A 24,320-nucleotide genomic window follows, 5' to 3' on the forward strand; every position below is an offset into this window, starting at 1 on the left:
GCTTTGTCAAATGGATTTGGTTGGCAGGAATTCAAGCCGCGATGGAAAACGAACCCCTGATCGACGAAGCCCTGAAAACCGAGCTTTCAGCGCTCTACCGGGCCGGGGATCGCCACTACCACAATCTTACCCATATCGAGGCGATGCTTGCGCTGGCCGGCGACTACCGGGGGCTGCTAGGCGACCCGGAAGCCGTCGAAGCGGCGATCTGGTTCCACGACGCCATCTACGACAGCAAGGCCAAGGACAATGAGGCGCAAAGTGCCGTCCTTGCCGAGACAAGGCTCGCGGGCCGCGGCGATGCCGGGCGCCTGGCCCGCATCAGCGCGATGATCCTCGCCACAGCCACGCATCATTTGCCCCGCTTCGAAGATGCAGCGGCAATGCGCGACGCCGGTCTTTTCCTCGACGTGGACCTCTCGATCCTGGGTGCCGCGCCGGCCGCGTTCGACGCTTATGAACGCGCGGTCCGCCGCGAATATGACTGGGTGGAGGAGCCGATGTGGCGCGCCGGACGTGCCGCCGTGCTGAAGGCTTTCCTTGCCCGCCCGCACATTTTCCACACCGAAGAATTTCGCCGGCGTTTCGAGCCTCAAGCCAGGCTGAACATGGCGCGGTCGCTGGAGGCCCTGGAAAGCTCCACATGATTTTTGTCGGAAGATATCATAGCGCTTGCATGTGGCCCTGTATCGACCTTGCTGCGGGGGCACAGTATCGAAGCGGGCTGCGAAAAACGCCTTCCGAGGGTATCGTCCAACATGAATTCTTCTGAGGTGCCGACATCATGAGCAGCAATTTCTTCCAGCCGGTCGATGCCTCGGCCGTTCCCCGCTTTGCTGGGCTCTCGACCTTCATGCGGCTGCCAGCGGTGACAACCGCCGAGGGGCTCGACATCGCGCTGGTCGGCATACCGTGGGACGGCGGCACGACCAACCGCGCCGGCGCGCGGCATGGCCCGCGCGAGATCCGCAACCAATCGAGCCTGATGCGGCGCGCCCACCATGTCTCCGGCATCGAGCCGTTCAGCATCGCCAATGTCGCCGATGTCGGCGATCTCTCGGTCAATCCGATCAACCTGCTGGATGGGTTGAAGCGCATCGAGGAGGGCATCGCGGCAATCGTGGCGGCGGGCGCCATTCCGCTGGCGGCAGGCGGCGATCATCTGACGACGCTGCCGGTGTTGCGTGCCGTTGCCAGGAACCGGCCGGTCGGCATGATCCATTTCGACGCGCATTCCGACACCAATGACCGCTATTTCGGCGACAACCCCTACACGCATGGCACGCCGTTCCGACGCGCGATCGAAGAGGGCCTGCTCGATCCCAAACGGGTCGTGCAGATCGGCATTCGCGGCTCGATCTATGAACCCGGCGAGCATGATTGGGCGGTCGCCCAGGGCATCCGCATCATCTACATGGAAGAGTTCGTCCGGCGCGGCGCGGCCAGCGTCATGGAAGAAGCGCACGCCATCGCCGGAAGCGGACCGACCTATGTGACCTTCGACATCGATTGCATCGATCCGTCGATGGCACCGGGCACCGGCACGCCCGAGCTCGGCGGCTTCACCACCCGCGAGGCGCAGGAAATGGTGCGCCTGCTCGACGGATTGAACATCGTCGGCGCCGATGTCGTTGAGGTGGCGCCACCCTTCGATCTTGGCGGTATGACGGCGTTGGCGGGTGCAACGATGATGTTCGAACTGTTGTGTGTGCTGGCGAAATCGGTTCAAGAAGCGAGAGCGCCGGACTGACCCCAAGCATGCCTGCGCAGGATCAAAGCGGATGTTCGGCGTAGAACTCCAGCACGCGCTGCTTGAAGGTCTTGTCGCCAACCGCCAGCATGTGGTCGCGGCCCTCGATGTGAAAAGCCCTGGCGTTCGGCATCAGGGCGGCAAGCTCGTCGGGCGAGCCGCCAATGTCGTCGGTGGTGCCGACCGCGATCAGCGTCGGCTGGGCGATGCGGGCAATATCCTGCCCGCTCAGCAATTCGCGTGACGTGGCGATGCAGGCGGCAAGCGCCCGGCGATCGCTGCGGGTCTGGTCAGCGAAGGCGCGGAACGAGCGGCCGCGCGGATGGGTGGTTGCGGCCGGATCGTCGGCAAGAAGGGCCTCCGCGATCGGATCCCAATCGCCAACCCCGTCGATCATACCGATGCCCAAGCCGCCAAAGACCAGCGTCGCCACCTTGTCGGGATCGGACAGTGCCATGAACGCCGCGACCCGCGCGCCCATCGAATAGCCCATGACATGGGCCCGTTCGATACCGAGATGGTCAAGCAGGGCGGCGGCATCCGAAGCCATTTTCGCTGGTGTATAATCGGCCTCGTCATAGCTCTTGGATGACGAGCCATGGCCGCGATTGTCGAAGCCGATGGCGCGATAGCTGGCGTCGTTGAGCGTCTTGAACCAGCCCGGCGACACCCAGTTGACGTAGTGGCTCGAGGCGAAGCCGTGGATCATGAGCACCGGATCGCCTTCGCCCGATGCCGGCTCGCGGTCGAGGAAGGCGAGATCGAATCCATCATGGGAGAAAAACTGCATGGGAAGCGATCCCCTCGCGTTCAATCGGAATCGACGTTCGGAGAATCGCCCTTGTTCGCCGGCGGCATGCGGGGCCCCGGTGCGGTGCCGATCACGGGATGACGCAGCAGATCGCCATCCCTGATGCCGTCGCGGGCTGCGGTGCCGGCCTTGAGCTCGAGCACGAAGCGGACCGGCTCACCCGGCGACACGATCGCCTCGGATTGCGGCTCGCCCTGCTTGATCGCACGGATCCTGCCGTCCTGGCCGACAAAGATCAGGTCAAGGGGCATCGGCGTGTTCTTCATCCAGAAATTGACGTCGCGTGTCTCGTCGAAGACGAACAGCATGCCATGATTGGCGGCCATGTCCTCGCGAAACATCAGGCCGGCTTCCCGCTCGGCATCGGTATCGGCGACTTCGATAGAGAAGGAGCGTTCCCCATTTTTCGTCACCGCGATCAGCGGCGCCGGATCGACGGGAAGGATCATCGCTCGGCCATTGGCCGCGCTGGGTGCCTGGAAATAGAAGAAGGCGCCCGCGGCGATGATGACGGCGGCAACGGCGCACATCACGCCCGCCGTCAGCCTGTTCATGTGAGTCATGTCATGCGAAATCCTCGGCCGGGGTCGCCCTAGTGCGAAACCGGCAAGGTGCCCATATCGGGGTGAATTTCGGCGGCCATAAGGCCTTTGTCACCACGTCCGAAACGCACAAGCACCACCTGCCCCGGCCGAAGCTCGGTGATGCCGTAGCGGCGCAAGGTCTCCATATGGACGAAAATGTCCTCGGTTCCCTCGCCGCGCGTCAGGAAGCCGAAGCCCTTTGTGCGGTTGAACCACTTGACCAGCGCGCGTTCGAGCCCACTCTCCGGCGTCACCGAAACATGGGTGCGCTGTTCCTGCATTTCGGCGGGGTGGACGGCAGTGGTGATGTCCATGGAAAGCACACGGAAGGCCTGCAGTCCGCGCTCGCCTTGTTTGACGAGACAGACCACGCGCGCGCCTTCCAGAGCTGTCTGGAAACCGTCCCGTCGAAGACATGTCACATGGAGGAGGATATCGCCCGAAACACCATCATCCGGAAGGATGAACCCGTAGCCCTTGGCCACATCGAACCATTTGATGGCGCCGGCAATTTCGGTCAGGTCGGCGGCCTCGCCGCCTTCGTCGCGCTTCACAGCGTCGCCAAGGGTTCCGGCCCGCCCCGTCAAAGAGGCCTTTTCCCCCATAAGAATGCCCCCTTTGTTCAAGAACACTGCAACTGATTCTTGATACCAGATTAACACTGCGGCTTCCGGTGTGTGCAAGACCTGCCGTGCCTTTTTTCACGGTTCATTGCGGGAATACCGGATTTGTTCTTTGCCGGCATTGCCGGCCGCCGGGCGATTGCCCTTTGACCGGGCCGACCCTATGTTGCGCCGCAATCCAACAAATCGAGGAAAACACATGCGCTATCTGCACACCATGGTCCGCATCGCCGATGTCGATGCCTCGCTCGATTTCTACTGCAACAAGCTCGGCCTGAAGGAAGTCCGCCGCTACGAAAACGAGCAAGGTCGCTTCACGTTGATCTTCCTCGCCGCGCCGGAGGACGAGCAAAGCGGCATCAACGAGAAGGCGCCGCTGGTCGAACTCACCTACAATTGGGATCCCGAAGACTACAAGGGCGGGCGTAATTTCGGCCACCTCGCCTATGAGGTCGACGATATCTATGCGACCTGCCAGAACCTGATGGACAAGGGCGTCACCATCAACCGGCCGCCGCGCGACGGCAACATGGCCTTCATCAGGTCTCCGGACGGCATCTCCATCGAGCTTTTGCAGAAAGGCCCTGCCAAGGCCAAGGCCGAACCCTGGGCGTCGATGGCGAACACCGGAAGCTGGTAAGGCTATAGCCCCTTGCCGGGCGCGGATATCGCCGGCCTTTGCCTTTCGGCGAGCCGGCGCCTATCTGCCTGAAGTCGCGCCGGCCCCGGCGCCGGCGCATTGTCATGCAACCGGGCGCCCGCCCGAGGAGAATCCGGTCATGCCGTCCAGCCGTGCCGACGTCGCCACCGAACATGCCAGCCGCTACCTGCAGCAATTGTGCAAGCACTGGGCGCACAAATTCCCGGTCGAGTTCGATCCGCATCATGGCACGATCGAACTGTCGCTTGGCCGCACAGTGATGGATGCCGATGCGAGCGCGCTGCACATCATCGTGTCGACCGACGAAGCGGGATCGCTCGAGCGCCTGGAAAGCGTCGTCGCCGATCACATCAAGCGCTTCGCTTTCCGCGAAGAGCTGGTGTTCGACTGGAAGCAGGCTCCGGCAGCGTAAAAATATCCGAAGTCAGCCGCCGCTGCCGGCTTTACCGGCCATCTCCAACAATGCCTGCACCGAACGCCAATTGCGCGCGGTGCCTGGTACTTTCAGCGTGCGCCCGATCAGGCCGGCGAACACAGACTTTCCAAGTCCATCGGGGGCATGCAGGTAAAGCACGTCGCCCTTGATCTCGAATTTTTCCGGCCCTGTGCATTTCTCCAAAAGCCGGGCCGCTTCCTCTTCAGTCGGTTCGCGCTCCAGCGCATAGGCGTGGAGCTTGGTTGGCTCGCCGGCAACTTCCGGATAGGGATTTTGCGCGACCAGCCGCTCGAACCAATCCGCGTCGCGCACCATGATGCGCGAATGAAAACCCCATTTCTTCTCGAAGGCTGCTTCGATCTGTTTCGTCAGCGTGGCGGCATCGTCCTTGTCAGCCCGGAACACGGCATTGCCGCTCTGCACATAGGTGGCGACGTCGGAAAAGCCGAGATCCTCGAAGAACGAACGCAGTTCCGCCATCTTGACGATGCGATTGCCGCCGACATTGATGCCCGAAAAAAGGGCGATGAAGACCTTCCCGCTCATATGATGAACCCCGCCAATGTCTCGTTGTCCGTGATGTCCTGATACTGAACACCTTCGGCCTCGAAGTTCGCCTTCAGCAGGTCGAAATTGCGGCGGTCCTTGGTTTCGATGCCGATCAGCACCGAACCGAAATTGCGCGCCGACTTCTTCAGATATTCAAAGCGCGCGATGTCATCGTCGGGACCCAGCATCTCAAGGAAGTCGCGCAAGGCGCCCGGCCGCTGCGGGAAGCGGATGATGAAGTATTTCTTCAGGCCTTCGAAGCGCAGCGCCCGTTCCTTGACGTCAGGCAGCCGCTCGAAATCGAAATTGCCGCCCGATACCACGGCGACGATGGTCTTGCCCCGGATCTCCTTCCTGGCAAAATCCTTCAACGCATCGATGGCCAAAGCACCCGCTGGCTCGAGCACGACGCCTTCGACGTTGAGCATCTCGATCATGGTCGCGCAGAGCCGGTTTTCCGGGATTAGCCGCACCGTACCGGCGGCGAATTCCTTGAGGTACCGCAAGGGTTCGCGGCCAATTTCGGCCACCGCCGCGCCATCGACGAAGTTGTCGACCTTGGCGAGCTTCAGCCGTTTTCCCGCCGCAAGACTGTCATGCAGGCTCGGCGCCCCAGCCGGCTCGCAGAAGACGAAACGGGCTTCCCGGCCCTGATCGGCGAAATAGTGGGTGACGCCGGCGGCGAGCCCGCCACCGCCGACCGGCAGCATGACGATGTCGGGCATGCGTGCGCCTGGCATCTGGTCGGCGATTTCATAGGCGACCGTGGCCTGCCCCTCGATGATGTCCTTGTGGTCGAAAGGCGGCACCATGTGCGCACCGGAGCTTTCGGTGAATTCGAAGGCGGCGCGATAGCAGTCGTCGAAAAAGTCGCCGACCAGCCTGATTTCCACGAAATCGCCGCCGAAAAGCCGGGTCTTGTCGATCTTCTGCTGCGGCGTCGTCACCGGCATGAAGACCACGCCCTTTCTGCCGAAATGTCGGCAGACGAACGCGAAACCCTGTGCATGGTTGCCGGCGGACGCGCAGACGAACATTTCGGCCTGATTGCCGGCGGCAAGCGCCTTGCGGAAGAAGTTGAAGGCGCCGCGGATCTTGTAGGAGCGCACCGGGCTCAGGTCCTCGCGCTTCAACAAAATCCGGGCGCCGGTTTTCTTTGACAGATAGTCGTTTTCCTGCAGCGGCGTCTCCGGAAAGATCTGGCGGATCGCGGAGGCAGCGATGGCGACGCGCGAGGCAAAACTGGTCATGGCAAGATCATCCCGGTCCGCCCGCAGGCGCGTTAGACGGAAGGCTATCGCACATCCGGCCCCGCAAGACCATTGCCAGGTTGGGCTTACGCCTGCAACGGGCATTCCCGCCATGCTTGCAGGCGCTTGGAAGCGTTTGTTCATGCCGGCCGGATCGAGGTGTCCGCACCTTCACGGGCATTGTGCGGCATCTCCGGCGCAGACCCAGAGCGCTGACCTTCTCCTGTTGTGGCCGCTCTCGCCGACATTTTGGCTTTCGCGCAACAGTGCGATGGCCGCTGCCGGACGCCAACGACATTTCGGCGGGAGACGACTTACTTCCGCCGCACTTCGCCTGCTGGGGAGATGTCGCGGAGAGTGGAAGGCCCTTTTGGGCTCGAGTGGAATTTTGACGTGCATTTGAAGACTATTTGCATTCTTGCACTTGCCTTGCTGGTGGCAGGCTGTGGCGGCGGCCGCAAAACCGAGGAACTGCTCGGCAGCGCGGTCATGTCCGTGCCGGTGACGGAAATCGCCGGCAACCACTCGATCTTCATTGCCACGACGCGCAAGCCTTCCGACGACCCCAACAAGGTTTTCGACGGTGAACGCTCGGCGACGCTGAACTACGCGCGCGTCAATGTCACCGTTCCGGGCACCCACACAACCGGCCAGATCGAGCGGCGCTCACGCGGCAAATCGAACGACCCGACGAAGTATTTCATGGCTTCCGAGGTCGTCGGCTACGACACGCAGCCGAAATTCGCCAGCGCGCTGAGCACCGATATCGCGGCGCGCGGCGACCGCGTCATGGTCTTCGTCCACGGCTACAACACCGGCTTTGACGACGCCGTCTACCGCTTGACCCAGATCGTTCACGATTCCGGTTATCCCGGCACGCCGGTGCTGTTCTCCTGGGCCTCTGGCGCCAAGACGACGGACTATGTCTATGACAAGGAAAGCGCCAGTGCCGCGCGCGACCAGCTTGAAGTGACGTTGCGGATGCTGGCACAGACCGGCGCGCGGCGCATCGACATCGTCGCCCACTCGATGGGAACCTGGGTGACGATGGAGACGCTGCGCCAGCTCGCCATCACCGGCGACCGCGATCTCGGCGGCAAGCTCGGCGACGTGGTGCTCGCCTCGCCAGACATCGACGTCGATGTGTTCAAGAGTCAGATGCGACGCTATGGCAAGCCCAACAAGCCGTTCATCCTGCTGTTGTCGGACGATGATCGTGCGCTCCGGCTCTCCGGCCTGATCGCCGGTGCGCGGCCGCGCGTCGGCGACTACAAGGATGCCGCCGATCTTGCCTCCTACGGTGTTACGGTCGTCGATCTCTCCAAGGTCAAGGGCAGCGACAGTTTCAATCATACGAAATTCGCCGACAATCCCGCTTTGGTGAAGATGATCGGCCAGCGGCTGCGCGAGGATGACGGCTTTGCCAGCGATCGAGACGTGACCGACCGCATCAGCCTGCTCGGCCAATAGATGCGGCGCCGCGGGTTTCGCCGTATCCGCTTCACCATCGTTGAGACATATCGGCCCACTTTGAACTGGACCGCGCCGGTCTCTGGCTTTATCGGGATAGGAGCGACGTCAGGCGTTTGACGTCCCCTACGGGAGCCGGCGCGTGAGCTTTCGCTTCAAGAATGTCGTCGCCGCCGCGTTTGCGCTCACCGTTGCCGGCTGTGCCGGCCAGAACACGCATGACCTGCTCAACAGGACGACTGTCGCGGTGCCCGCATCCGACATCGCGGCCACGCATGAGATCTTCGTCGCCACGACCCGGCAGAAGGCGACCAAGGAGCCGCGGCAGGTGTTCGATGGTGATCGCTCGCTCACCACCAGCTACGCCCGGGTCGATGTCACAGTTCCTAAGAGCCACAAGGTCGGCGCCATCGAGCGCGCCAAGGGGTCCGCAAACAGCAATCCGGCCAAGGACTTCACCGCGAAGGACGTGATCTACTACAAGGATGCACCGCAATTCGCCAAGGCGCTTGGGACCGACATCGCCATGCGCGGCGACCGCGCGCTGGTCTTCGTGCACGGCTTCAACAATGGTTTCGACGACGGCATCTACCGCCTGACGCAGATCGCCCACGATACGAAATATCCCGGCACACCGGTGCTGTTCTCATGGGCCTCAAGCGCCAAGACGACCGGCTATCTCTACGACAAGGACAGCGCCAATGCCGCGCGCGACGACCTCGAGGCGACGCTGCGGATGCTGGCCAAGACCCGCGTCAAGAGCATCGACATCATCGCCCACTCGATGGGAACCTGGTTGACCATGGAAGCGCTGCGCCAGCTCGCCATCACAGGCGACCGCGATCTTGGCGGCAAGCTCGGCTATGTGATCCTGGCCTCGCCGGACATCGATGTCGATGTGTTCAAGAAGCAGATGATCCGCTACGGCAAACCGACCAAGCCTTTCGCCATCCTGCTTTCGGGCGACGATCGGGCACTGAAGCTCTCGTCGTTCATTTCTGGCGACAAGCCGCGCGTCGGCGACTACGGCAATGCGGCGGATCTTGCCAACTATGGTGTGGCGGTCGTCGATCTGACCAAAACCAAGGGCGGCGACCAACTGAACCACGCCAAATTCGCCGACAACCCCTTCCTGGTGCAATTGCTTGGCGACCGCCTGCGGGCGCCGGCCGGCCTGGCTTCAGACGAGGCTCAACTCGACGATCTCGGCCAAGGCCTTGGCAAAGCTGTCGGCTCGGTCGCCGAGGTCGTCATCACGACGCCGTTCAAGGTGCTGACCATCGCCACCGGCGGCTGAGAGCGAAGCGCCGGCGGCTGACCTCAGACGAACAGATCGACCTTCTGGAAGCTCGTCACGTCGATCAGCCCAACGTCGGAAATCCTGAGCTCCGGAATGACCACCAGCGCCAGCAGCGAGTGCTGCATGTAGGCGTTGTTCAGCGAACAGCCCATCTTGCGCATCGCCTCGGTCAGTTTCTCCGCCTTGGCGGCGACGATCTCGGCGCGCTCGTCAGACATCAGCCCGGCGATCGGCATTTCGACCAGCGCCAGCTCCTTGCCCTTGGAGAACAGCACGACGCCGCCGCCGACTTCGCCCAGTCGGTTGACCGCCAGCGCCATGTCCTGCTTGTTGGTGCCGACGCAGATGATGTGGTGGGCGTCATGCGCCACGCTGGAGGCCATGGCGCAATCGGCCATATAGCCGAAGCCGGAAACAAAGGCGTTGGTGACGCCGCCGGTACCCCGGTGACGCTCGACCAGCGCGATCTGGCAGATGTCGTTGCGGCGATCCATGGCGACCAGCCCGTCCTCGACGGCAAGGTCGGCCTCCAGCGCGCGCGTCGGTGCCTGGTTCTCGATAACGCCGATCACCCGCACCCGCACTTCGTTGGCGCCCTTGGGGGCCACGATGTCGAAATCGGTTGCCTTCAGCTTCTTGCCGAGCTTGACGGTGTTCTTCGCGGTCTTCGGGTAATCATAGGCCGGAATGTCGATATCGAGCTTGCCGCCCTTGGCCAGTCTCACGCCGCGCGCATAGACCTCGTCGATGGTCATTGCGGCGAGATCGGACACAATCAGCAGATCGCCCAACCGGCCCGGCGCGATCGAACCGATCTCGCGCTCCAGCCTGAAATGCTGGGCGGTGTTGATCGTCGCCATCTGGATCGCCGTCATCGGCTTCAGCCCCTGTTGGATCGCATGGCGCACCACCCGGTCCATGTGCCCTTCGTGGACAAGCGTGCCGGAATGGCTGTCGTCGGTGCACAGGATGAAGTTACGCGGATCGATGCCGCCTTCCGTCACCGCCTTGATTTGGGAGGCAACGTCATACCAGGCCGAGCCTAACCGCAGCATCGCCTTCATGCCCTGGCGCACGCGGGCGATGGCGTCCTCGGCGCGCGTGCCTTCATGATCGTCCTCGGGTCCGCCGGCGACATAGCCGTGGAAGGGCAGGCCAAGATCGCGCGAGGCATAGTGGCCGCCAACCGTCTTGCCCGCATGAACCGTCGCGGCGATCTCACCCGACATGACCGGATCGTTGGCGGCGACGCCGGGAAAATTCATCACTTCGCCGAGCCCGATGATGTTTTCCCAGGTCATCGCCTCCGTCACATCGGCGACCGTCAACTCGGCGCCGGCATGTTCGAGCCCGGGTGCGGAGGGCACGCAGGACGGCATCTGCACATGCACGTTGATGGGCATGGCCACCGCCTCGTCATGCATCAGCCGCACGCCAGGCAGGCCCAGCACATTGGCGATCTCATGCGGATCGATGAACATCGACGTGGTGCCGTGCGGGATGACGGCGCGGCAAAATTCGGTCACCGTCACCATGCCGCTCTCGACATGCATGTGCGCGTCGCACAGGCCAGGCACCAGATAGCGCCCGCCGGCATCGACCACCTTGGTGCCCTGGCCGATGGCATGGCTGGCGTTCGGCCCGCAATAGGCGAAACGGCCGCCGGCAATGGCGACATCGGTGCCGGCGATGATCTCGCCGGAATGCACGTTCACCCAGCGCCCGTTGCGGACGACGAGGTCGGCGGGTTTCCTGCCCATGGCGACATCGACCAGATGCCTCGCCATCTCGGTCCAAGGCTTGGGCTTTGTGGGGCTGGCGGGTTTGGCATGCGTCATGGGGAGGTTCCTTTGCTGCGGCCAGTCTGGCAAATCTCGGAGCGCGGAGCCAGAGCCGTTTGCCCGCCATCCGCCGGAAAGCCGCGCGTTGACTATTCCAGCCAAAAGGCGATGCTGACTGTCGAACCCGAACCATACGAGGGAGCCATGACCCGTTACTGGAAAGCGTTCGCCACCATCATCCTGTTCATTGTATCGACGTCTTTTGCCGTTGCAGAGGAGCGCTGGCAGACGTTGCCGGAGCCAGCGGCCATGCCCAAGGCCGAGCAGAGCGGTTATGCGCCGGTCAACGGCATCCAGATGTACTACGCCGTTTTCGGGACGGGTGATCCGGTGCTGCTCATCCATGGCGGCCTCGGCCATGCGGACGTCTGGGCGAACCAGGTGGCGACACTTTCCAAGACCCACAAGGTGATCGTCGCCGACAGCCGCGGCCACGGCCGCTCGACCCGCACGGACGAGCCTTACGGCTACGACCTTATGGCCTCGGACTATCTGGCGCTGCTGGATTACCTCAAGATCGACAAGACCGCCCTTGTCGGCTGGAGCGATGGCGGCATCATTGGCATCGACATCGCGCTTCATCATCCCGAACGTCTGACGCGGCTGTTTGCACAGGCCGCCAACGTCACCACGGATGGCGTCGACCCGGGCGTCATGACTAACAAGACCTTCGCCGCCTACATCGACCGCTCAGGCCGTGACTACAAGAAGCTGTCGAAGACCCCGGCCCAGTATGATGCCTTTGTCGCGCAGATCAGCCATATGTGGGAATCGCAGCCGGCCTGGACGAAGGAACAGCTCGGCAAGATAACAACCCCGACGGCGATCGTCGCCGGCGACCATGACGAGGCGATCAAGCGCGAACACACCGAGTACATGGCCTCCGCCATCCCGGGCGCGAAGCTGATCATCCTGCCCAACGCCAGCCATTTCGCCATGCTGCAGGCGCCGGACCAATACAGCCAGGCTGTATTGGATTTCATCGACGCCAAATAGCCGGTGACGAGCCTTGTCGATGGCACAGACGATCAGGTTCGCGATCTTCGCGGTGTCGGCCTGCCTCGCCGGCCTGGCCTTCTTCGCTTTGCATTCGTTCTGGATATGGCTGGCGCCGATACTGATTTTCATCGCCGGCTCGGTGCTCGCGGAATACGCCTTCAACCGGCTGGCATCGCCGCTGGAGAAGCAGCGCGATTTGGAGGACAGGGCGCGCGACCCGCCAACGTAAACCGCTGTTGCCTGAAGCCAATTCCGTTTCGCGGCGAATAAGGTTAGGTTGTGCGCCAGGAGTCTTTCGAAACCGCCATTTCGGGGTGCTCGATGCGTCGATTAACGCTCGCCAGTGCCGGTTTTCTTGCCCTGCTGTCCGGGCCGGCCTCGGCCGCGGACGTTGGTGCCGGTTTGCCAATGACCGCGCCCGGCTTTGACTGGACCGGCTACTATGCCGGCCTGCAGGCCGGCTATGGCTGGGGGCAATCGGATATCACCGGGACAGGCGGCGGGCCGTTTTCGGTCTCGCCCGATCTCGACGGCGGTTTCGTCGGCGGTCATGTCGCCGGTCTGTGGCAGTTCGACCAGGCGGTGCTCGGCGCCGAGGCCGAACTCAACTATTCCTCGATCGACGGCACGGCCGAACCCGAACCGGGGAACGTGTTCGGCACAGACATCAAGTGGTTCGGATCGATGAATGCCAAGGCCGGCTATGCCATGAACCGCGTGCTGGTCTACGGCATAGGCGGCGTCGCCTTCGCCGGCGTCGAAACCTCGCAAGCCGCGGGCCCGGCATTCTCCAACACACGTACGAATGTCGGCTGGACCGTGGGCGCCGGCGTCGACTACGCGCTGACGGACAAGTTCGTCGTCGGCGCGCAGTATCGTTACTACGATTTCGGCTCCGAGCACTATGACGGGTCGAACGGCTTCACCGACCGCGATCAGGACGTGAAGCTGAACACCGTCGGCGTCAATCTGAGCTACAAGTTCTGAGCGTGGCTCTTCCCCGCCATTCCGAAGGGAAAGCCGCCTGCACAGCTTTCCTGGAATTGCTTTGACAGCGCCACTGCTGGACAGATGGCGCGCGGATCAATCCTGCCGGATGTGAGGCGGCCGACGCCCGCAGGGGGCGGGGGAATGGGGTGGCCTGAGAGGCGCCGGCCTTGGCGGATCAAATCCACCGCGAGGATGTTTAGCAATGCCTGCGCCGTTGATAATTCCGCGATCGCGCCAGTATCGCCACGCCCCCCTCCTCTGGGTTGCGCGTTCGAGAACGCGAGAACACGACTTGACGGCCTGTGTCTGGCATCTGAAAAGGGCTGGCCTGCGGACGTGGCGGAATTGGTAGACGCAAGGGACTTAAAATCCCTCGATCTCTGATCGTACGGGTTCGATTCCCGTCGTCCGCACCAGTTTGAAATTGCTTACTTATTTGAAATCTACCATTGCCGTAGGCTACCCTGAAAAAACGTGACGTGGGTAGCCGCCAAGGTAGCCGAGACAGTCAACTAGGAGGGAGAACACTTGCATGACGCCAGCAAAAGCTAAGGGCCATCGAGGATCGTGGTTCGCCAATGTCGACGGAGAGAGCCTCCCATGCGTCCACAAGTATTGGGTCAAAGGTCTCGTCCACCACGACCGCTTTCAGAGGCAAGGCTACGCTAACTCTTCGCAAATTTTGGAATTGGTCCAAGCAGTTCAACAAACCGAGCGGGTGATCCTCACCGACGACAAACCGATCGTTGATGCTGCTGGAAACCTAATTGGCTTCGAACGCAAGGGCTACATCGCGATCTACGCGGTGGATGATGTCACATACAGCCCGGAGGAAGGCCTAAAGTTCCGGTTGGTGCAGAGGATTCGAAGCCTGCAATAATTTTGCTTACAGGGTCGATTAAAAAGACACAGCCCGGCCATTAAGCGGTTGGGCCAAAAAGGGGATGGTAATGGCCGTCTATCAGGTTTGGGCCTCGAACAGCGAAGACGAGTGGACCTATTGCTTTTTGGAAACTGAGGACCGCGAGGAAGCAAAAAACAAAGCTCAAGAGATTTTTGAGTCGCGCCGCTTCCTGTTCTTGGCGATCGACAAGGATGGCAAGACCATCTGGTCGAACGATCCTGACACACCAGCGGAGTTCGCCTGAGCAGTAAAAAGGCCCGGAAGCCGAAGCCGCCGGGCAATCAGCGGAGGTGCTGGGGAGCATCTTAATGAATCGTTGACCGCGCTGTCCTATTTTGGAACAGCGCGGTCAAACCCCAACCGGACTGCGCAGGCGGCTCCGGCAACCCAGCCCCCGCCGCACTGTCGGAGCCGCCACCATACATGGAATAATACCAGCAATGGTTGAATCAACTGTTACTAAGTGTCCTTTCCAGTTCGCTTTCCCGGTCGTTAGACTTTGATAAAACTGGGGATTTCAGATCCCCTGCCCGCCCTCGATAAAGCCGGGAAAATCGCACTCGGCATGGTCCATTTCGCGGTCGGTGCATACCTCCCGTTCATGGTCGCCACGCGCGCCGTCCGCCCAATGCGTTTGATTGTGGTGACGGTTCGGTGCGCCTAGCGTCGGCTCCTCGGTGCCGTCGTCCTCATCGTCGCTGTTGTCCAGTTCGCGATCGTCGTATGGGATGCCCCTGCCGTCGTCAAAGCCGCTCACAGTCTGCGGGCCGAGCGCACACCAGCCAAGCCACACCTTAACGTTTGTTCAATGCGCCCAATTTAGAATTGGAGCATGCGCTTCTCCATTGTGCTTTTTGGCTGGGCGGCAATTTTCGGCTGGGACTTCGCCGCCAATCAAGGCGAATTCACCATTCGCCTCGGTATGCGAGTTGCCCACCTGATCCAAACGTCGGGGCTTGTTTGAAACGATGTAGATAGATAGGGCTTCGACGCGTCCGCAAGGCTTCGCGATCGGCCTGGGCATCGCTATAGGCCACGCTGTAGCGGGTTGATCTCATAAGGGTCACTCGGCCGCACCGGCCCCGTGGTATTCCACTGGATGAACTCGACCTCCTTTCCCGTCACTTCCCGCACGGCCTTCAACAGCGCCTCATGAAGGTCTTGCATTGAGCGGTAATGATTGCACTGCGGCGATATAAATGGCTTCACGATGCTCAAGTGAAGCGCCTCGGCCGCCGCTAGGAAGCGCTCGATTTCCGCCTCGGAAAGCTGTTTGGATGGTTTGCTCCTGGCCATTTGGCGATCTCCGTTCTTGAAGGGGTCGCCGCTACGGAAGGATTATATTCCTAATTATATACGTGACATAGCCGTTTCCTGCTGGTACTGATTCCAGCGACAGGCCGGCGCGTCACGGAACCTAGGAAAAGTTCCTATGACGGATTTGAAATTTGAAATCACGCCACCCGTCTTGCGTGCGGGCTTAGCGGCGTTCGAGGAATGGAAGATCGACGGCGACGACGATCCTGTCGCGCTCGTCGCTGCTATTCTTTTTGCATGCCAGGAGCCTTTACTGGCAAGCCTAGCTCTGACCGGATCATTGCAACCAGTTCATCGAGGCGCGGCGACCTTGTAAGCCAAGTTGCGGCCGCCAACGTCTCCACAAGGACCAAGTCAATCGATTCTTGTGTATGGCTTATCGCAAGTTCGTCTCTGTCGATACCATGCCGGAATAGGTCCAAATGTAGACCCTTGCCGTCCTCTAAAGAAACCCCGGTTGAACTTCGCATGTTCGCTAAAGTTTGGTCCACCTTGTCAGTCGGGGCGCCAGAGTGAACGCCTGACGAAATGTTCGCCATATACTTGATCACCTGCTGCCGAGTGACCCACTGACCACGATAGCAAATCACTCTCTGCTGGGCGAATTGATCAAGGTTAAGCTGAGTTTGCGTAACATCATCATCGCTGGGGAGTTTCTTCTGCAATTGTTTGGCAAAATCGTCTGGAGAAATCCAATGAGGTTTTTGCAAATCAAAGGCGCTTATCCGGTCAATTCGACCATCAAAAATGGCCGCCCCGCCGCTTAGAAAGAGCAAGAATGGAACCTTTTCCTCGACGCGGTAGTGCGGTCGATTATCTGGTGCGGTTAAAGTGATCTTGCCCATCCTTGGCGATGCAACGATAGCTATGTCGCTTTCCACGATTAGTCGCCGCAGGATCGCGCTGAGATGCCTGATATCGCGGCGCGAGGTGTCTTTTTTGGCGACGACCTCCCCAAGATATTCCATATCCTCGACGAGCGCGTTAGCGGCATCGCGAGTGGTGTTCAGTAAGTGCGCCCGCTGTTCCTCAGACAACGCCATGATGGTATCCTAGGCACATGGAAAAACAAAAACTGTCAGATGATGAAGTCGCCAAGCGCCGAGACGAAGCCTTACGGCGCGCGCTGAAAACCCCTCCGTCCAAGCACGAGACGAAGGGGAAGCCAAAGGATAAGAAGAGTCAATCTTCCGAGCGTCGGTGACGTTTTCGCCAACGAACAAAGGCAGCCGCTTTCTGCTTAGGCGTTAGCGGCATCGTCAGTCTGTTGATAGGTCAGCCGCTTGCCTGACGTGCCCCGGATCAAATCGTCTGACCGCTCGCGGTCGGTAACGCCAAGCGCGGTGCGGCGATTGTAGCGGAAATCGAACTCGGCAAGGTAGCGGTGCAAGTGTGCTTCGCCGCAATGCTGATAGACGCCGACCATGCCGCGCTTGAAGACCGAGAAAACGCCTTCAATGGTATTGGAGTGAACCACGACATCGCCTTCGCGGCGGGCGTATTCTCCGGCAGCGTGGTTGGTCGTACGATGCGCGGCGTACTCCTCGCCAGTGCGGGTGTAGAGGCGCGAGGAGTCGGTGTAGAGCGTCGTGTCGCGAGACACGTTGCGGACCAGCACGTCGCGCACGGTCGCTGCCGTGGCATCGTTCAAGTGGAACATGCGGGCTTTGCCGCCGCGCTCGACAAGGCCAACGACGATGCGCTTCTGGGCGCCGCCGCCCTTGCCTTTCTTGGTGTATGGCGCACCCTTTCGCGGCTTGCGAGGCGTCTCACGCTTGCCGATGTAGGTTTCGTCGGCTTCGACGGTCTTGCCTTCGCCGCCGAGCGGGCCTGACGATGCAACGTCTTCCTTCATGGCTTCGCGGATGCGATGGGCCATGAACCAGGCAGTCTTGTAGGTGATGCCAAGCATACGGTGCAGCTGATGCGCCGAAAGACCTTTCTTGCTGGCGGCATATAGATGGAAGCCCAGAACCCATTTGCACAACGGGATTTTCGACCGCTCCATGACGGTGCCAACGGTGACGGTGAAATGCTCGCGGCAAGCGTTGCACTGATAAAGGCCGGGACGGTGAGACTTGCCCTTCAACAGGTGCAGCGAAGCCGGATCGGCGTTACCGCAATGCGGGCAATAGGCGCCATCGGCCCAACGAATGGCTTCAAGATGCTCGCGCGCCTTGTCGTTGTCGTTGAAGATCGGATCGGTAAGGTTCGTCATGGCTTTTCCCTCTTGACCTTTTATCGGTCAAGACGCCTGCTATGTCAAGTATATAATTAGGATTATATTCCTAATTATATACATGACAAAAGCGACCAAATCACATAAGCCGGAAGGCGACAGGCCGGCACTAGGCGGAAACCCGCCAACAGATCAAGAAATCATAACCGCGTTTGCGAACGAAATACGCGAGGCGGTTGGGCTTGGCGTTGGTGCTAACGATTCTCAGTCGCGTTTCGAGCTGATTGCTGCGCAGCTGCTCGCTAACCCAATCTTGGCAGGAACGCGCTCACGATCCTGAACTGAAGTTCAAATATGGTTTTCGATAAATGCTCGAACATCTCGGCTGCCTTGTCGAGTTCGGCTTTGTCGAAAAGGAATTTTCCTAGCAAAGCCTTCCGCTCTTGTTCCGTTGTGTAGCTAGGACCGAAAATCTGCTCGACAGAGAAGGTGCGGAGCAGTTCAGTATGCTGGTATTCTTCGCCAATAAAGTGATGCGTTTCATTCCATCGCCCATGAATTATACGGTTCCTGACCGTCGCCTTCTTCCCGATTTTTTCGGTTGTGCGTTCTACGTCTTTCAGAAGATCGGGGTGTTTGCGAAGGTGAGACCGCGCAGCTGCTTCTATGACGCGCAACTGCGCTTGAATCCCGATGATTGACAGGAGGATCGAGCCAGACTTGTTAAGATCGGTGGGAGTGCTGACGGAATTGAACAGAAACATCATTTGCCATTCGACCTTCGACCAAGCGTCGACGGCAGCAGCAAATGCGATGTAGGTTTCGTCGCGCGTTGGGCGGAAAACTAGCTCTTTTGGGAATTCCGGCATATGGCTGAGACCGACAAAGACCTGGATGAAACGAGGCGCATCATGGAGCGCTTGGTGAAGACGCCGCCTGACCCCAACAAGGCCAGCGCAAAGCCCGGTAAGAAGCCGGTCAAAAAGGAAGAAAAGCCCGCTGATTGAGCGGGCTTTTTCCTAAGAAAGGAACGCCCCAATGGTAGAGTCGGTCATCCCTGACCTTGGTCGCCTTTTTTCGGAAATGCGGGAAGAAGATCGTCAATTAGCTTCTCAGCGTGACGCCGCCCATTGGGCGAAGATAAGAAATTATTTGCTTCTCTTTTCGCTCGTCCTCTGTCTAGCCGTTGCGTGTCTGGCAATTGCGATATGATGCCGGCAAGAGCCGCGATTTGCCCGGATATTTGATCTAAGGCTGTTTCGATCCGGCGTTCGCTGTCAGTAGGCATAATGTTTGGTCCCCCCTTTTAACTTTGACCAAACAACGCTTACGCTTTCTTTCTCATTCTGTGGAGTCGGCGCGCCTTCTGGCGCAAGGTCTTTGCTCTAGTGAGCGCTTCGATAGGTCAGTCGCTTGCCTTCGATGCCTTCCATGATGGCGTCAACGCGCATCTGGTCGGTGAAGCCAAGCTTGGCGTGGCGATTGTAGCGGAAATCGAACTCGGCAAGGTAGCGGTGCAAGTGCGCCTCGCCGCAATGCTGATAGACCCCAACCATGCCGCGCTTGAAGACTGAAAACACGTTCTCAATTGTGTTGGTGTGGACGATGCGGCCGGCTTCGTAGCGAACGTATTCGCCGCCAGTGTGCTTGACCGTGGCGTGGTCGGCAAACTCCTGTCCAGTGAAGGTGTAGAAGTTCGACTCGTCGGTCATGAGCGTCGATTTGCGGTCGGCGTTGCGGACCAGCACATCGCGCGCAGATGCTTCGTGGCGCGCTCGACATAGAAGGAACGCACGGAGCCGCCACGGCGTTCGTCCCCGTTTGTTAGATGCGCGTGGTGCCATTCTCTTGGCCACCAAAATGTCGTACCGGTGGCCGCTGATCGGTGCTTCGCCCGTGGTCTGGCCCACCGCCCATCTCAATGATTCCGACCAGCGCGCGAACAAACTCAACCATATCGTTTGCAGTGAGGGCTGCCCTGTCGGGACTCTGCCCAATGTGCTCGGCGGCCGCGCAACATGACAGGCGAATGAGATCGTAGTGCGAATCCCTTTCATCCTCCGGCAACGCCGCTAATCTCATGGCTCGGCGATGAATCAACCGCAGCAATTGTTCGAGAGCTGCTCCGACACTCATGCGTTTGCTCCGCATAGCGTTTCCGGCGCTCCAGGACGCGTTGGAACGTCGACGAGAACGTGTTCCCTCCCTGTGTCAAAGCTGCATCTCAGTCATTAATATATCGTTTATTGCTAATATAATAGCTTGCAGGAGCCAGGTGCGCGCGTCGGACGACGCCCGCTGCTCCTCAGAAATCGTTCGTGTCAGCGTCATCTCGGTAGGGTTGGCATAAAGGCTCGCCACGGTCGGGCAGCGGAGCGTCCGGGCAGCGATGAAATATCGCAATCGTCCTGAGCAATCCCAATGTTATCCCGCATTTGGCGGATCGAGCTTCGTCAGGCGCTGACCTCGATCACGCCGCTGCGCGGACCTGATCCGGCTGCAAACCGCGATGTAATCCCGACATCACAGTCCTCGTCCAACGTTTCTACCGCGCGTTCCAGAGCGAGTTCCGCTCGGTTGACGCACTGTCTGGCCCCAGATTTGCCAAGCCAGGAGCCTGGAGGGCGCCAGAACACGATTCAAGCCGCGATCGGGTTGAGCTTCAGATGCTGGATCAGGATGATGGTCTTGGCATCGACGATGCGGCCGGCGGTTATGCCGGCGAGCGCTTCGTCGAGCGGCATTTCCAGAACTTCGATGTCCTCGCCTTCTTCCGGGGCGCCGCCGCCGGCGGAGATGCGGTCGTGGGGCGAATAGCGGGCGACGAAGAACCAGAGCCGCTCGGTGACGCTGCCCGGGCTCATGTAAGGCGAAAACAGCCGCTCGACATCCTGCAGGCGGTAGCCGAGTTCTTCCTCGGCTTCCTTGCGGATGGCAGTCTCCGGATCGTTTTCATCCAGCAGTCCGGCACAGGCTTCGATCAGCGGTTCGCGATGGCCGGTCACGTAGGCGGGATAGCGGAACTGGCGCACCAGAAGCACGGTCGAACGCAAAGGGTCATATGGCAGGATCACCGCCCCGTCGCCACGGTCATAGGTCTGGCGGATTTGCGTTTCCCACTGGCCGTCACGCCGGCGATAGTCGAGCACGGTCTTCTTCAGGACCGCCCAATCGTCGGAAAGAACCTCTTCCGAGCGGATGCGAACGCGGTCTTCCATCGGACACCTCTGAGCTGCTGGCGCAGGCAGCCCTAGCGGCGAACCGGCTGCGGCGCAATCGGGCCAGCGATTGGTCCAGCAGGCGTTTCACTCTCTCGTGTGTGGCATGGAGGAGATCCGTTGCTTAAATAGCAGGTTCCCTCCCCGGAGTTTCTTCCATGACGACATCGCTTTTCCAGCCCATCACGCTCGACGGGCTCAGCTTTCCCAACCGCATTGCCGTGGCGCCGATGTGCCAGTATTCCGCCGAGGACGGCTCGGCCAGCGACTGGCATCTTTACCACTGGATGAACCTGGCCATGTCCGGCGCCGGCATGGTCACCGTCGAGATGACCGATGTCGAGCGGCGCGGCCGTATAACCCATGGCTGCCTCGGCCTCTATTCCGAAGACAATGAAGCCTCCGCGCGGCGGGCGCTGGACGCGGCCAGACGCGTTGCCGCCTCGGGCACCAAGTTCGGCACGCAGCTTGCCCATGCCGGCCGCAAGGCCTCGAACCGCAAGCCTTGGGAAGGCGGCGGGCCGTTGCAGCCAAACGAAGATCCCTGGCAGACCGTTTCAGCCTCGGCCATAGCCTACGACACCGGCTGGAACGTCCCGCGAGCGCTGGAAGACGACGAGATCCTCCAACTCATCGAGCGGTTCGCGGAGGCCGCAAGGCGGGCCGAACGCGCCGGCTTCGACTTCATCGAACTGCATGCCGCGCATGGCTACCTGATCTTCCAGTTCCTGTCGCCGCTCTCCAACCAGCGCACGGACCGCTGGGGCGGCTCGCTGGAAAACCGGATGCGTCTCGCGGTCGAGATCGCCAGGGCGGTGAAGAAAGCAGCACCAAGCCTGATGCTCGGCGCGCGGCTGTCGGTGAAGGACTGGGTCGATGGCGGCTTTGACGTCGATGACGCGATCGAGGTGGCCAAAGCGCTCAAGGCCGAGGGCGTCGCCTATCTCTGCTGCTCCAGCGGCGGCAACTCGCCGTTGCAGAAATTGCCTACCGGCCCCGGCTATCAGGTGCACCTGGCGGAAGCCGTGCGCAAGGGCGCCGGGATCCCGACCCGTGCGGTCGGCCTGATCGACGATCCGAAGCAGGCCGAGGCTGTCATCGCCGAGGGCCGCGCCGACATGGTGGCGCTGGCGCGCGCCTTCCTGGCCGACCCGCGCTGGGGTTGGCGTGCGGCCGCCACGTTCAGCGAAAAGATCCATCCGGCGCCGCAGCTCGCCCGCTCGGTGACGACGATGGAACACTGGATGAAGGCGGCGGGCTGACCGATCCCACCTCCCAATGCCGTCGCGGTCCTGCCCAGCACATGCATCGAACAAACTTAAGTCGCGTCGCAAACGCGACGCGACTTTTGGGCGCAGCCTGAAGGCCATTTTTGAAACCAAATTGGCTGCTTTGCGTTGCGGCCATGATGGACAACAAACCCTTTGAAACGCCTGTGGTGGTCGAGCTTGGCCATGTCGGCAAATATCGCCATATCCGCAGCACCCAGGAAGCGGCGGAGTGCCTGATGACGGTTTGGCCGCTCAATCGCGGCCCGCGTCACCGTGATGCTCTCGACACTTGCCTCAAAGTGCTGGAAGGTTATCGTTCGACAGCGGATGCACGACGGGCACTGATCGAGGCCGCCAGGGAATCGGAAGTGCTTGTGCCCGACGACAGGCTATCCGACGACCGGCTGCATTGAGCAGGCGGAGCTTTCAACCGGAGGTTTTTAATGGCGAAGCTGACTTACAAGATCGTCGAACATGACGGTGGCTGGGCCTACAAGGTCGGCTCGACCTTCTCGGAGACGTTTCCCACCCACCAGGACGCGTTGCGCGCCGCCGAAATCGCTTCGGCCGAGCAGCAAGTCGCGGGCGCCACGGACGGCATCCAGTATGAGGACGCCGAGGGCAAATGGCACGAGGAATTGGCCGATGGCCGCGACCGACCGCAGACCGAAGTTTCCGACTAAACTGCCAGCAGAAGAAAACTTGCCTGCACAAAGACAGGGTGCCGACCGCGGACGTCAGGAGAGACGACGTCCTGCGGTCAGCAGCCACCCCAGCGGAATTATTTGCCGCAGTACTGATCGTTGACGTTCAGCCCGGCATTGGCATCGGGACCAGGGGTGCTGGACGCACAAGGCCCGACCGGACCAGGGTTGCCAAGGCTGTTCAGCCCACTGCCATCCGCATTGATGCTTCCGGTGGTGCTCTGGTCGACGCCTTGGGAATCCTCATTGCCGAACAGCCACCAGTTGTGATGGCTGGAATACGTGCCGTCCGACGGCTGGGCCATCGCCGATGTTGCGAGCCCGATTGTCAGAACCGACGCCGCGAGAAGTTTCGTATACATTGAATCACTCCGTATCTTGGCCGCCTTGGGTGCGACACGGGGTAAACCCGGCGATCAGCGGGATGGTTCATTGAAATTGTTGTGAGGCCGCGGTGATGGAATGGGCGGGCTGCAATCCGCTCTATGAAATCAACGACCCGCTTCGGTTCGACGAACTGCGGCATGTGGCCGGCACCGTCGACACGTTCACATTGAATTGCGAATGCAGATGCCGCCGGCCGGTCGAAACACAGCGCCGGCCGCGTGGCATTGCAGCAGGCCGCGCGCCGCGCTATCTCAGGCGACATCGCCTTCCCAGACGACCCGTCTTGCCGGAGCCTTCATGCCCGAAATCGTTACCGCCGCCATGCTTGTCATCGGTGATGAGATTCTGTCCGGCCGCACCAAGGACAAGAACATCGGCCATCTCGCCGACATCATGACGGCGATCGGCATCGACCTGAAGGAGGTGCGCATCGTCCCCGACGAGGAAGACGAGATCGTCGCGGCTGTGAATGCCGTGCGCGCACGCTACACCTATGTGTTCACCACCGGCGGCATCGGCCCCACCCATGACGACATCACCGCCGATTCGATCGCCAAGGCGTTCGGCGTGCCCTGCGAATACGACGCCAAGGCCTACGCGATGCTGGAGGCGAGCTATGCCGCGCGTGGCATCGAATATACAGAGGCCCGCAAACGCATGGCGCGGATGCCGCGCGGCGCCGACCATATCGACAACCCGGTGTCGGTGGCGCCCGGCTTCCGCATCGGCAATGTCCATGTAATGGCCGGTGTGCCCGCTATCTTCCAGGCCATGCTCGACAATGTCGTGCCGACGCTGAAGACCGGCACGAAGATGCTGTCGGCGGCGGTGCACTGCCCCTTCGGTGAAGGCCTTGTCGGCGGGCCGTTGGGCGAGATCCAGAAAGCGCATCCGGACACGATCATCGGCTCCTATCCGAAATATGGCGATGGCAAGTTCTGGACTGAACTGGTCGTTCGTGCCCGCAGCCAGGAGGCACTCGACGCCGCGCGCGCCGATGTCGAGGCTATGGTGGCGGGATTGGCTGGCAAGGTGGGCTGATCGGCTCGAGGCCGGAACCAAGCACGGCGCGGCCA

At 60.9% G+C, this 24,320-nt stretch carries 32 protein-coding genes, 1 tRNA gene and 1 pseudogene; 18 read left to right on the forward strand and 16 right to left on the reverse strand.

Going from position 1 to position 24,320, the window contains the following annotated elements; genetic code table 11:
- The first annotated feature begins 41 nt into the window (after positions 1–41).
- Together FJ934_RS04675 and speB are read left to right on the forward strand one after the other, a co-directional pair.
- On the forward strand, positions 42–647 hold the full coding sequence (locus FJ934_RS04675) for a hypothetical protein (protein ID WP_140607493.1): 606 nt from the start codon (positions 42–44) through the stop codon (positions 645–647).
- A gap of 137 nt (positions 648–784) precedes the next feature.
- Positions 785–1,750 (forward strand): agmatinase, encoded by a 966-nt coding sequence (gene speB / locus FJ934_RS04680; RefSeq protein WP_140607494.1) that lies wholly within the window; start codon positions 785–787, stop codon positions 1,748–1,750.
- Positions 1,751–1,772: 22 nt separating this feature from the next.
- On the opposite strand, the gene FJ934_RS04685 is transcribed toward speB, so the two are convergent.
- From FJ934_RS04685 to FJ934_RS04695, 3 genes are read right to left on the reverse strand one after another with little or no spacing between them, the layout of a single operon-like run.
- Positions 1,773–2,540 carry an alpha/beta hydrolase gene (locus FJ934_RS04685; RefSeq protein WP_181165516.1) on the reverse strand — a complete coding sequence of 256 codons (768 nt, stop codon included), beginning with the start codon at positions 2,538–2,540 and terminating at the stop codon, positions 1,773–1,775.
- A gap of 20 nt (positions 2,541–2,560) precedes the next feature.
- Positions 2,561–3,124, reverse strand: coding sequence for a DUF192 domain-containing protein (locus FJ934_RS04690; RefSeq protein ID WP_140607496.1), 564 nt, complete (start codon positions 3,122–3,124; stop codon positions 2,561–2,563).
- A gap of 29 nt (positions 3,125–3,153) precedes the next feature.
- Positions 3,154–3,750 (reverse strand): cold-shock protein, encoded by a 597-nt coding sequence (locus tag FJ934_RS04695; protein ID WP_140607632.1) that lies wholly within the window; start codon positions 3,748–3,750, stop codon positions 3,154–3,156.
- Positions 3,751–3,967: 217 nt separating this feature from the next.
- On the opposite strand from FJ934_RS04695, the gene FJ934_RS04700 reads away from it, so the two are divergent.
- A complete protein-coding gene (locus FJ934_RS04700; protein ID WP_140607497.1) occupies positions 3,968–4,408 on the forward strand; it encodes a VOC family protein in 441 nt (146 codons plus the stop codon).
- A 139-nt stretch (positions 4,409–4,547) separates the two neighbouring features.
- Positions 4,548–4,841: a DUF2218 domain-containing protein gene (locus FJ934_RS04705; protein WP_140607498.1), complete on the forward strand. Its 294-nt coding sequence runs from the start codon at positions 4,548–4,550 to the stop codon at positions 4,839–4,841.
- A 12-nt stretch (positions 4,842–4,853) separates the two neighbouring features.
- Here the strand turns inward: FJ934_RS04705 and FJ934_RS04710 are convergent, their stop codons facing one another.
- Both FJ934_RS04710 and ilvA read right to left on the reverse strand, forming a co-directional pair.
- A complete protein-coding gene (locus FJ934_RS04710) occupies positions 4,854–5,411 on the reverse strand; it encodes a DUF1697 domain-containing protein (RefSeq protein ID WP_140607499.1) in 558 nt (185 codons plus the stop codon).
- Positions 5,408–6,664, reverse strand: coding sequence for a threonine ammonia-lyase IlvA (gene ilvA / locus FJ934_RS04715; RefSeq protein WP_140607500.1), 1,257 nt, complete (start codon positions 6,662–6,664; stop codon positions 5,408–5,410). The genes FJ934_RS04710 and ilvA overlap by 4 nt, the downstream gene beginning before the upstream one ends.
- 345 nt (positions 6,665–7,009) lie before the next feature.
- Between ilvA and FJ934_RS04720 the strand changes: the two genes are divergently transcribed.
- Positions 7,010–8,134 (forward strand): alpha/beta hydrolase, encoded by a 1,125-nt coding sequence (locus FJ934_RS04720; RefSeq protein ID WP_181165517.1) that lies wholly within the window; start codon positions 7,010–7,012, stop codon positions 8,132–8,134.
- A gap of 142 nt (positions 8,135–8,276) precedes the next feature.
- Positions 8,277–9,431, forward strand: coding sequence for an alpha/beta hydrolase (locus FJ934_RS04725; RefSeq protein WP_140607502.1), 1,155 nt, complete (start codon positions 8,277–8,279; stop codon positions 9,429–9,431).
- Between the two features lie 23 nt (positions 9,432–9,454).
- On the opposite strand, the gene ade is transcribed toward FJ934_RS04725, so the two are convergent.
- Positions 9,455–11,272: an adenine deaminase gene (gene ade, locus FJ934_RS04730; RefSeq protein WP_140607503.1), complete on the reverse strand. Its 1,818-nt coding sequence runs from the start codon at positions 11,270–11,272 to the stop codon at positions 9,455–9,457.
- A 147-nt stretch (positions 11,273–11,419) separates the two neighbouring features.
- Between ade and FJ934_RS04735 the strand changes: the two genes are divergently transcribed.
- From FJ934_RS04735 to FJ934_RS04760, 6 genes are all read left to right on the forward strand, one after another.
- The gene (locus tag FJ934_RS04735) at positions 11,420–12,271 is read left to right on the forward strand and encodes an alpha/beta hydrolase (RefSeq protein ID WP_140607504.1); all 852 of its coding nucleotides are present in this window, start codon (positions 11,420–11,422) and stop codon (positions 12,269–12,271) included.
- A gap of 19 nt (positions 12,272–12,290) precedes the next feature.
- Positions 12,291–12,503: a hypothetical protein gene (locus FJ934_RS04740; protein WP_140607505.1), complete on the forward strand. Its 213-nt coding sequence runs from the start codon at positions 12,291–12,293 to the stop codon at positions 12,501–12,503.
- A gap of 92 nt (positions 12,504–12,595) precedes the next feature.
- Positions 12,596–13,261, forward strand: a complete 666-nt coding sequence (locus FJ934_RS04745; RefSeq protein WP_140607506.1) for an outer membrane protein — start codon at positions 12,596–12,598, stop codon at positions 13,259–13,261.
- Positions 13,262–13,594: 333 nt separating this feature from the next.
- Positions 13,595–13,680 (forward strand) — tRNA-Leu (locus tag FJ934_RS04750).
- Between the two features lie 116 nt (positions 13,681–13,796).
- The gene (locus FJ934_RS04755; RefSeq protein ID WP_140607507.1) at positions 13,797–14,144 is read left to right on the forward strand and encodes a hypothetical protein; all 348 of its coding nucleotides are present in this window, start codon (positions 13,797–13,799) and stop codon (positions 14,142–14,144) included.
- 70 nt (positions 14,145–14,214) lie between these two features.
- The gene (locus tag FJ934_RS04760) at positions 14,215–14,412 is read left to right on the forward strand and encodes a hypothetical protein (protein ID WP_140607508.1); all 198 of its coding nucleotides are present in this window, start codon (positions 14,215–14,217) and stop codon (positions 14,410–14,412) included.
- A 273-nt stretch (positions 14,413–14,685) separates the two neighbouring features.
- Here the strand turns inward: FJ934_RS04760 and FJ934_RS04765 are convergent, their stop codons facing one another.
- Complete coding sequence (locus FJ934_RS04765; RefSeq protein ID WP_140607509.1) at positions 14,686–14,925, reverse strand: hypothetical protein; 240 nt, start codon at positions 14,923–14,925, stop codon at positions 14,686–14,688.
- 75 nt (positions 14,926–15,000) lie between these two features.
- On the opposite strand from FJ934_RS04765, the gene FJ934_RS28635 reads away from it, so the two are divergent.
- Positions 15,001–15,132, forward strand: coding sequence for a hypothetical protein (locus FJ934_RS28635; protein WP_281406639.1), 132 nt, complete (start codon positions 15,001–15,003; stop codon positions 15,130–15,132).
- Positions 15,133–15,194: 62 nt separating this feature from the next.
- Here FJ934_RS28635 and FJ934_RS04770 read toward each other — a convergent pair whose 3' ends face one another.
- The 4 genes from FJ934_RS04770 to FJ934_RS04785 all read right to left on the reverse strand — a co-directional run bounded on the left by FJ934_RS04770 (position 15,195) and on the right by FJ934_RS04785 (position 18,533).
- Positions 15,195–15,464, reverse strand: a complete 270-nt coding sequence (locus FJ934_RS04770; RefSeq protein ID WP_140607510.1) for a hypothetical protein — start codon at positions 15,462–15,464, stop codon at positions 15,195–15,197.
- Positions 15,465–15,709: 245 nt separating this feature from the next.
- Positions 15,710–16,528 (reverse strand): hypothetical protein, encoded by an 819-nt coding sequence (locus FJ934_RS04775; RefSeq protein ID WP_140607511.1) that lies wholly within the window; start codon positions 16,526–16,528, stop codon positions 15,710–15,712.
- Between the two features lie 197 nt (positions 16,529–16,725).
- The gene (locus FJ934_RS04780; protein ID WP_140607512.1) at positions 16,726–17,703 is read right to left on the reverse strand and encodes an IS1595 family transposase; all 978 of its coding nucleotides are present in this window, start codon (positions 17,701–17,703) and stop codon (positions 16,726–16,728) included.
- A 263-nt stretch (positions 17,704–17,966) separates the two neighbouring features.
- Positions 17,967–18,533 (reverse strand): hypothetical protein, encoded by a 567-nt coding sequence (locus FJ934_RS04785; RefSeq protein ID WP_140607513.1) that lies wholly within the window; start codon positions 18,531–18,533, stop codon positions 17,967–17,969.
- On the opposite strand from FJ934_RS04785, the gene FJ934_RS27900 reads away from it, so the two are divergent.
- Positions 18,534–18,671, forward strand: a complete 138-nt coding sequence (locus FJ934_RS27900; protein WP_181165518.1) for a hypothetical protein — start codon at positions 18,534–18,536, stop codon at positions 18,669–18,671. It abuts the gene before it with no gap.
- Positions 18,672–18,715: 44 nt separating this feature from the next.
- On the opposite strand, the gene FJ934_RS04790 is transcribed toward FJ934_RS27900, so the two are convergent.
- The 4 genes and pseudogenes from FJ934_RS04790 to FJ934_RS04805 all read right to left on the reverse strand — a co-directional run bounded on the left by FJ934_RS04790 (position 18,716) and on the right by FJ934_RS04805 (position 20,882).
- A complete protein-coding gene (locus FJ934_RS04790) occupies positions 18,716–18,952 on the reverse strand; it encodes a hypothetical protein (RefSeq protein WP_140607514.1) in 237 nt (78 codons plus the stop codon).
- A gap of 97 nt (positions 18,953–19,049) precedes the next feature.
- A pseudogene (locus FJ934_RS04795) lies at positions 19,050–19,430 on the reverse strand (IS1595 family transposase); the annotation flags it as partial.
- Between the two features lie 58 nt (positions 19,431–19,488).
- Positions 19,489–19,800 carry a hypothetical protein gene (locus tag FJ934_RS28210; protein WP_210241946.1) on the reverse strand — a complete coding sequence of 104 codons (312 nt, stop codon included), beginning with the start codon at positions 19,798–19,800 and terminating at the stop codon, positions 19,489–19,491.
- Positions 19,801–20,303: 503 nt separating this feature from the next.
- Entirely contained in the window at positions 20,304–20,882 is a 579-nt protein-coding gene (locus FJ934_RS04805; RefSeq protein ID WP_140607515.1) for an NUDIX domain-containing protein, read from the reverse strand.
- Between the two features lie 158 nt (positions 20,883–21,040).
- On the opposite strand from FJ934_RS04805, the gene FJ934_RS04810 reads away from it, so the two are divergent.
- The 3 genes from FJ934_RS04810 to FJ934_RS04820 all read left to right on the forward strand — a co-directional run bounded on the left by FJ934_RS04810 (position 21,041) and on the right by FJ934_RS04820 (position 22,836).
- Positions 21,041–22,144: an NADH:flavin oxidoreductase/NADH oxidase gene (locus FJ934_RS04810; protein ID WP_140607516.1), complete on the forward strand. Its 1,104-nt coding sequence runs from the start codon at positions 21,041–21,043 to the stop codon at positions 22,142–22,144.
- A 143-nt stretch (positions 22,145–22,287) separates the two neighbouring features.
- Positions 22,288–22,566 carry a DUF982 domain-containing protein gene (locus FJ934_RS04815; RefSeq protein ID WP_032925336.1) on the forward strand — a complete coding sequence of 93 codons (279 nt, stop codon included), beginning with the start codon at positions 22,288–22,290 and terminating at the stop codon, positions 22,564–22,566.
- A gap of 30 nt (positions 22,567–22,596) precedes the next feature.
- Positions 22,597–22,836, forward strand: coding sequence for a DUF2188 domain-containing protein (locus tag FJ934_RS04820; protein WP_140607517.1), 240 nt, complete (start codon positions 22,597–22,599; stop codon positions 22,834–22,836).
- A gap of 98 nt (positions 22,837–22,934) precedes the next feature.
- Here FJ934_RS04820 and FJ934_RS04825 read toward each other — a convergent pair whose 3' ends face one another.
- Positions 22,935–23,219, reverse strand: coding sequence for a hypothetical protein (locus FJ934_RS04825; RefSeq protein WP_140607518.1), 285 nt, complete (start codon positions 23,217–23,219; stop codon positions 22,935–22,937).
- Positions 23,220–23,541: 322 nt separating this feature from the next.
- Here FJ934_RS04825 and FJ934_RS04835 point away from each other — a divergent pair, with 322 nt between their 5' ends.
- Positions 23,542–24,285 (forward strand): competence/damage-inducible protein A, encoded by a 744-nt coding sequence (locus FJ934_RS04835; protein WP_140607519.1) that lies wholly within the window; start codon positions 23,542–23,544, stop codon positions 24,283–24,285.
- The last annotated feature ends 35 nt before the right edge of the window (positions 24,286–24,320 follow it).

Source organism: Mesorhizobium sp. B2-4-12, assembly GCF_006441575.1.
Classification (GTDB): Bacteria; Pseudomonadota; Alphaproteobacteria; order Rhizobiales; family Rhizobiaceae; genus Mesorhizobium.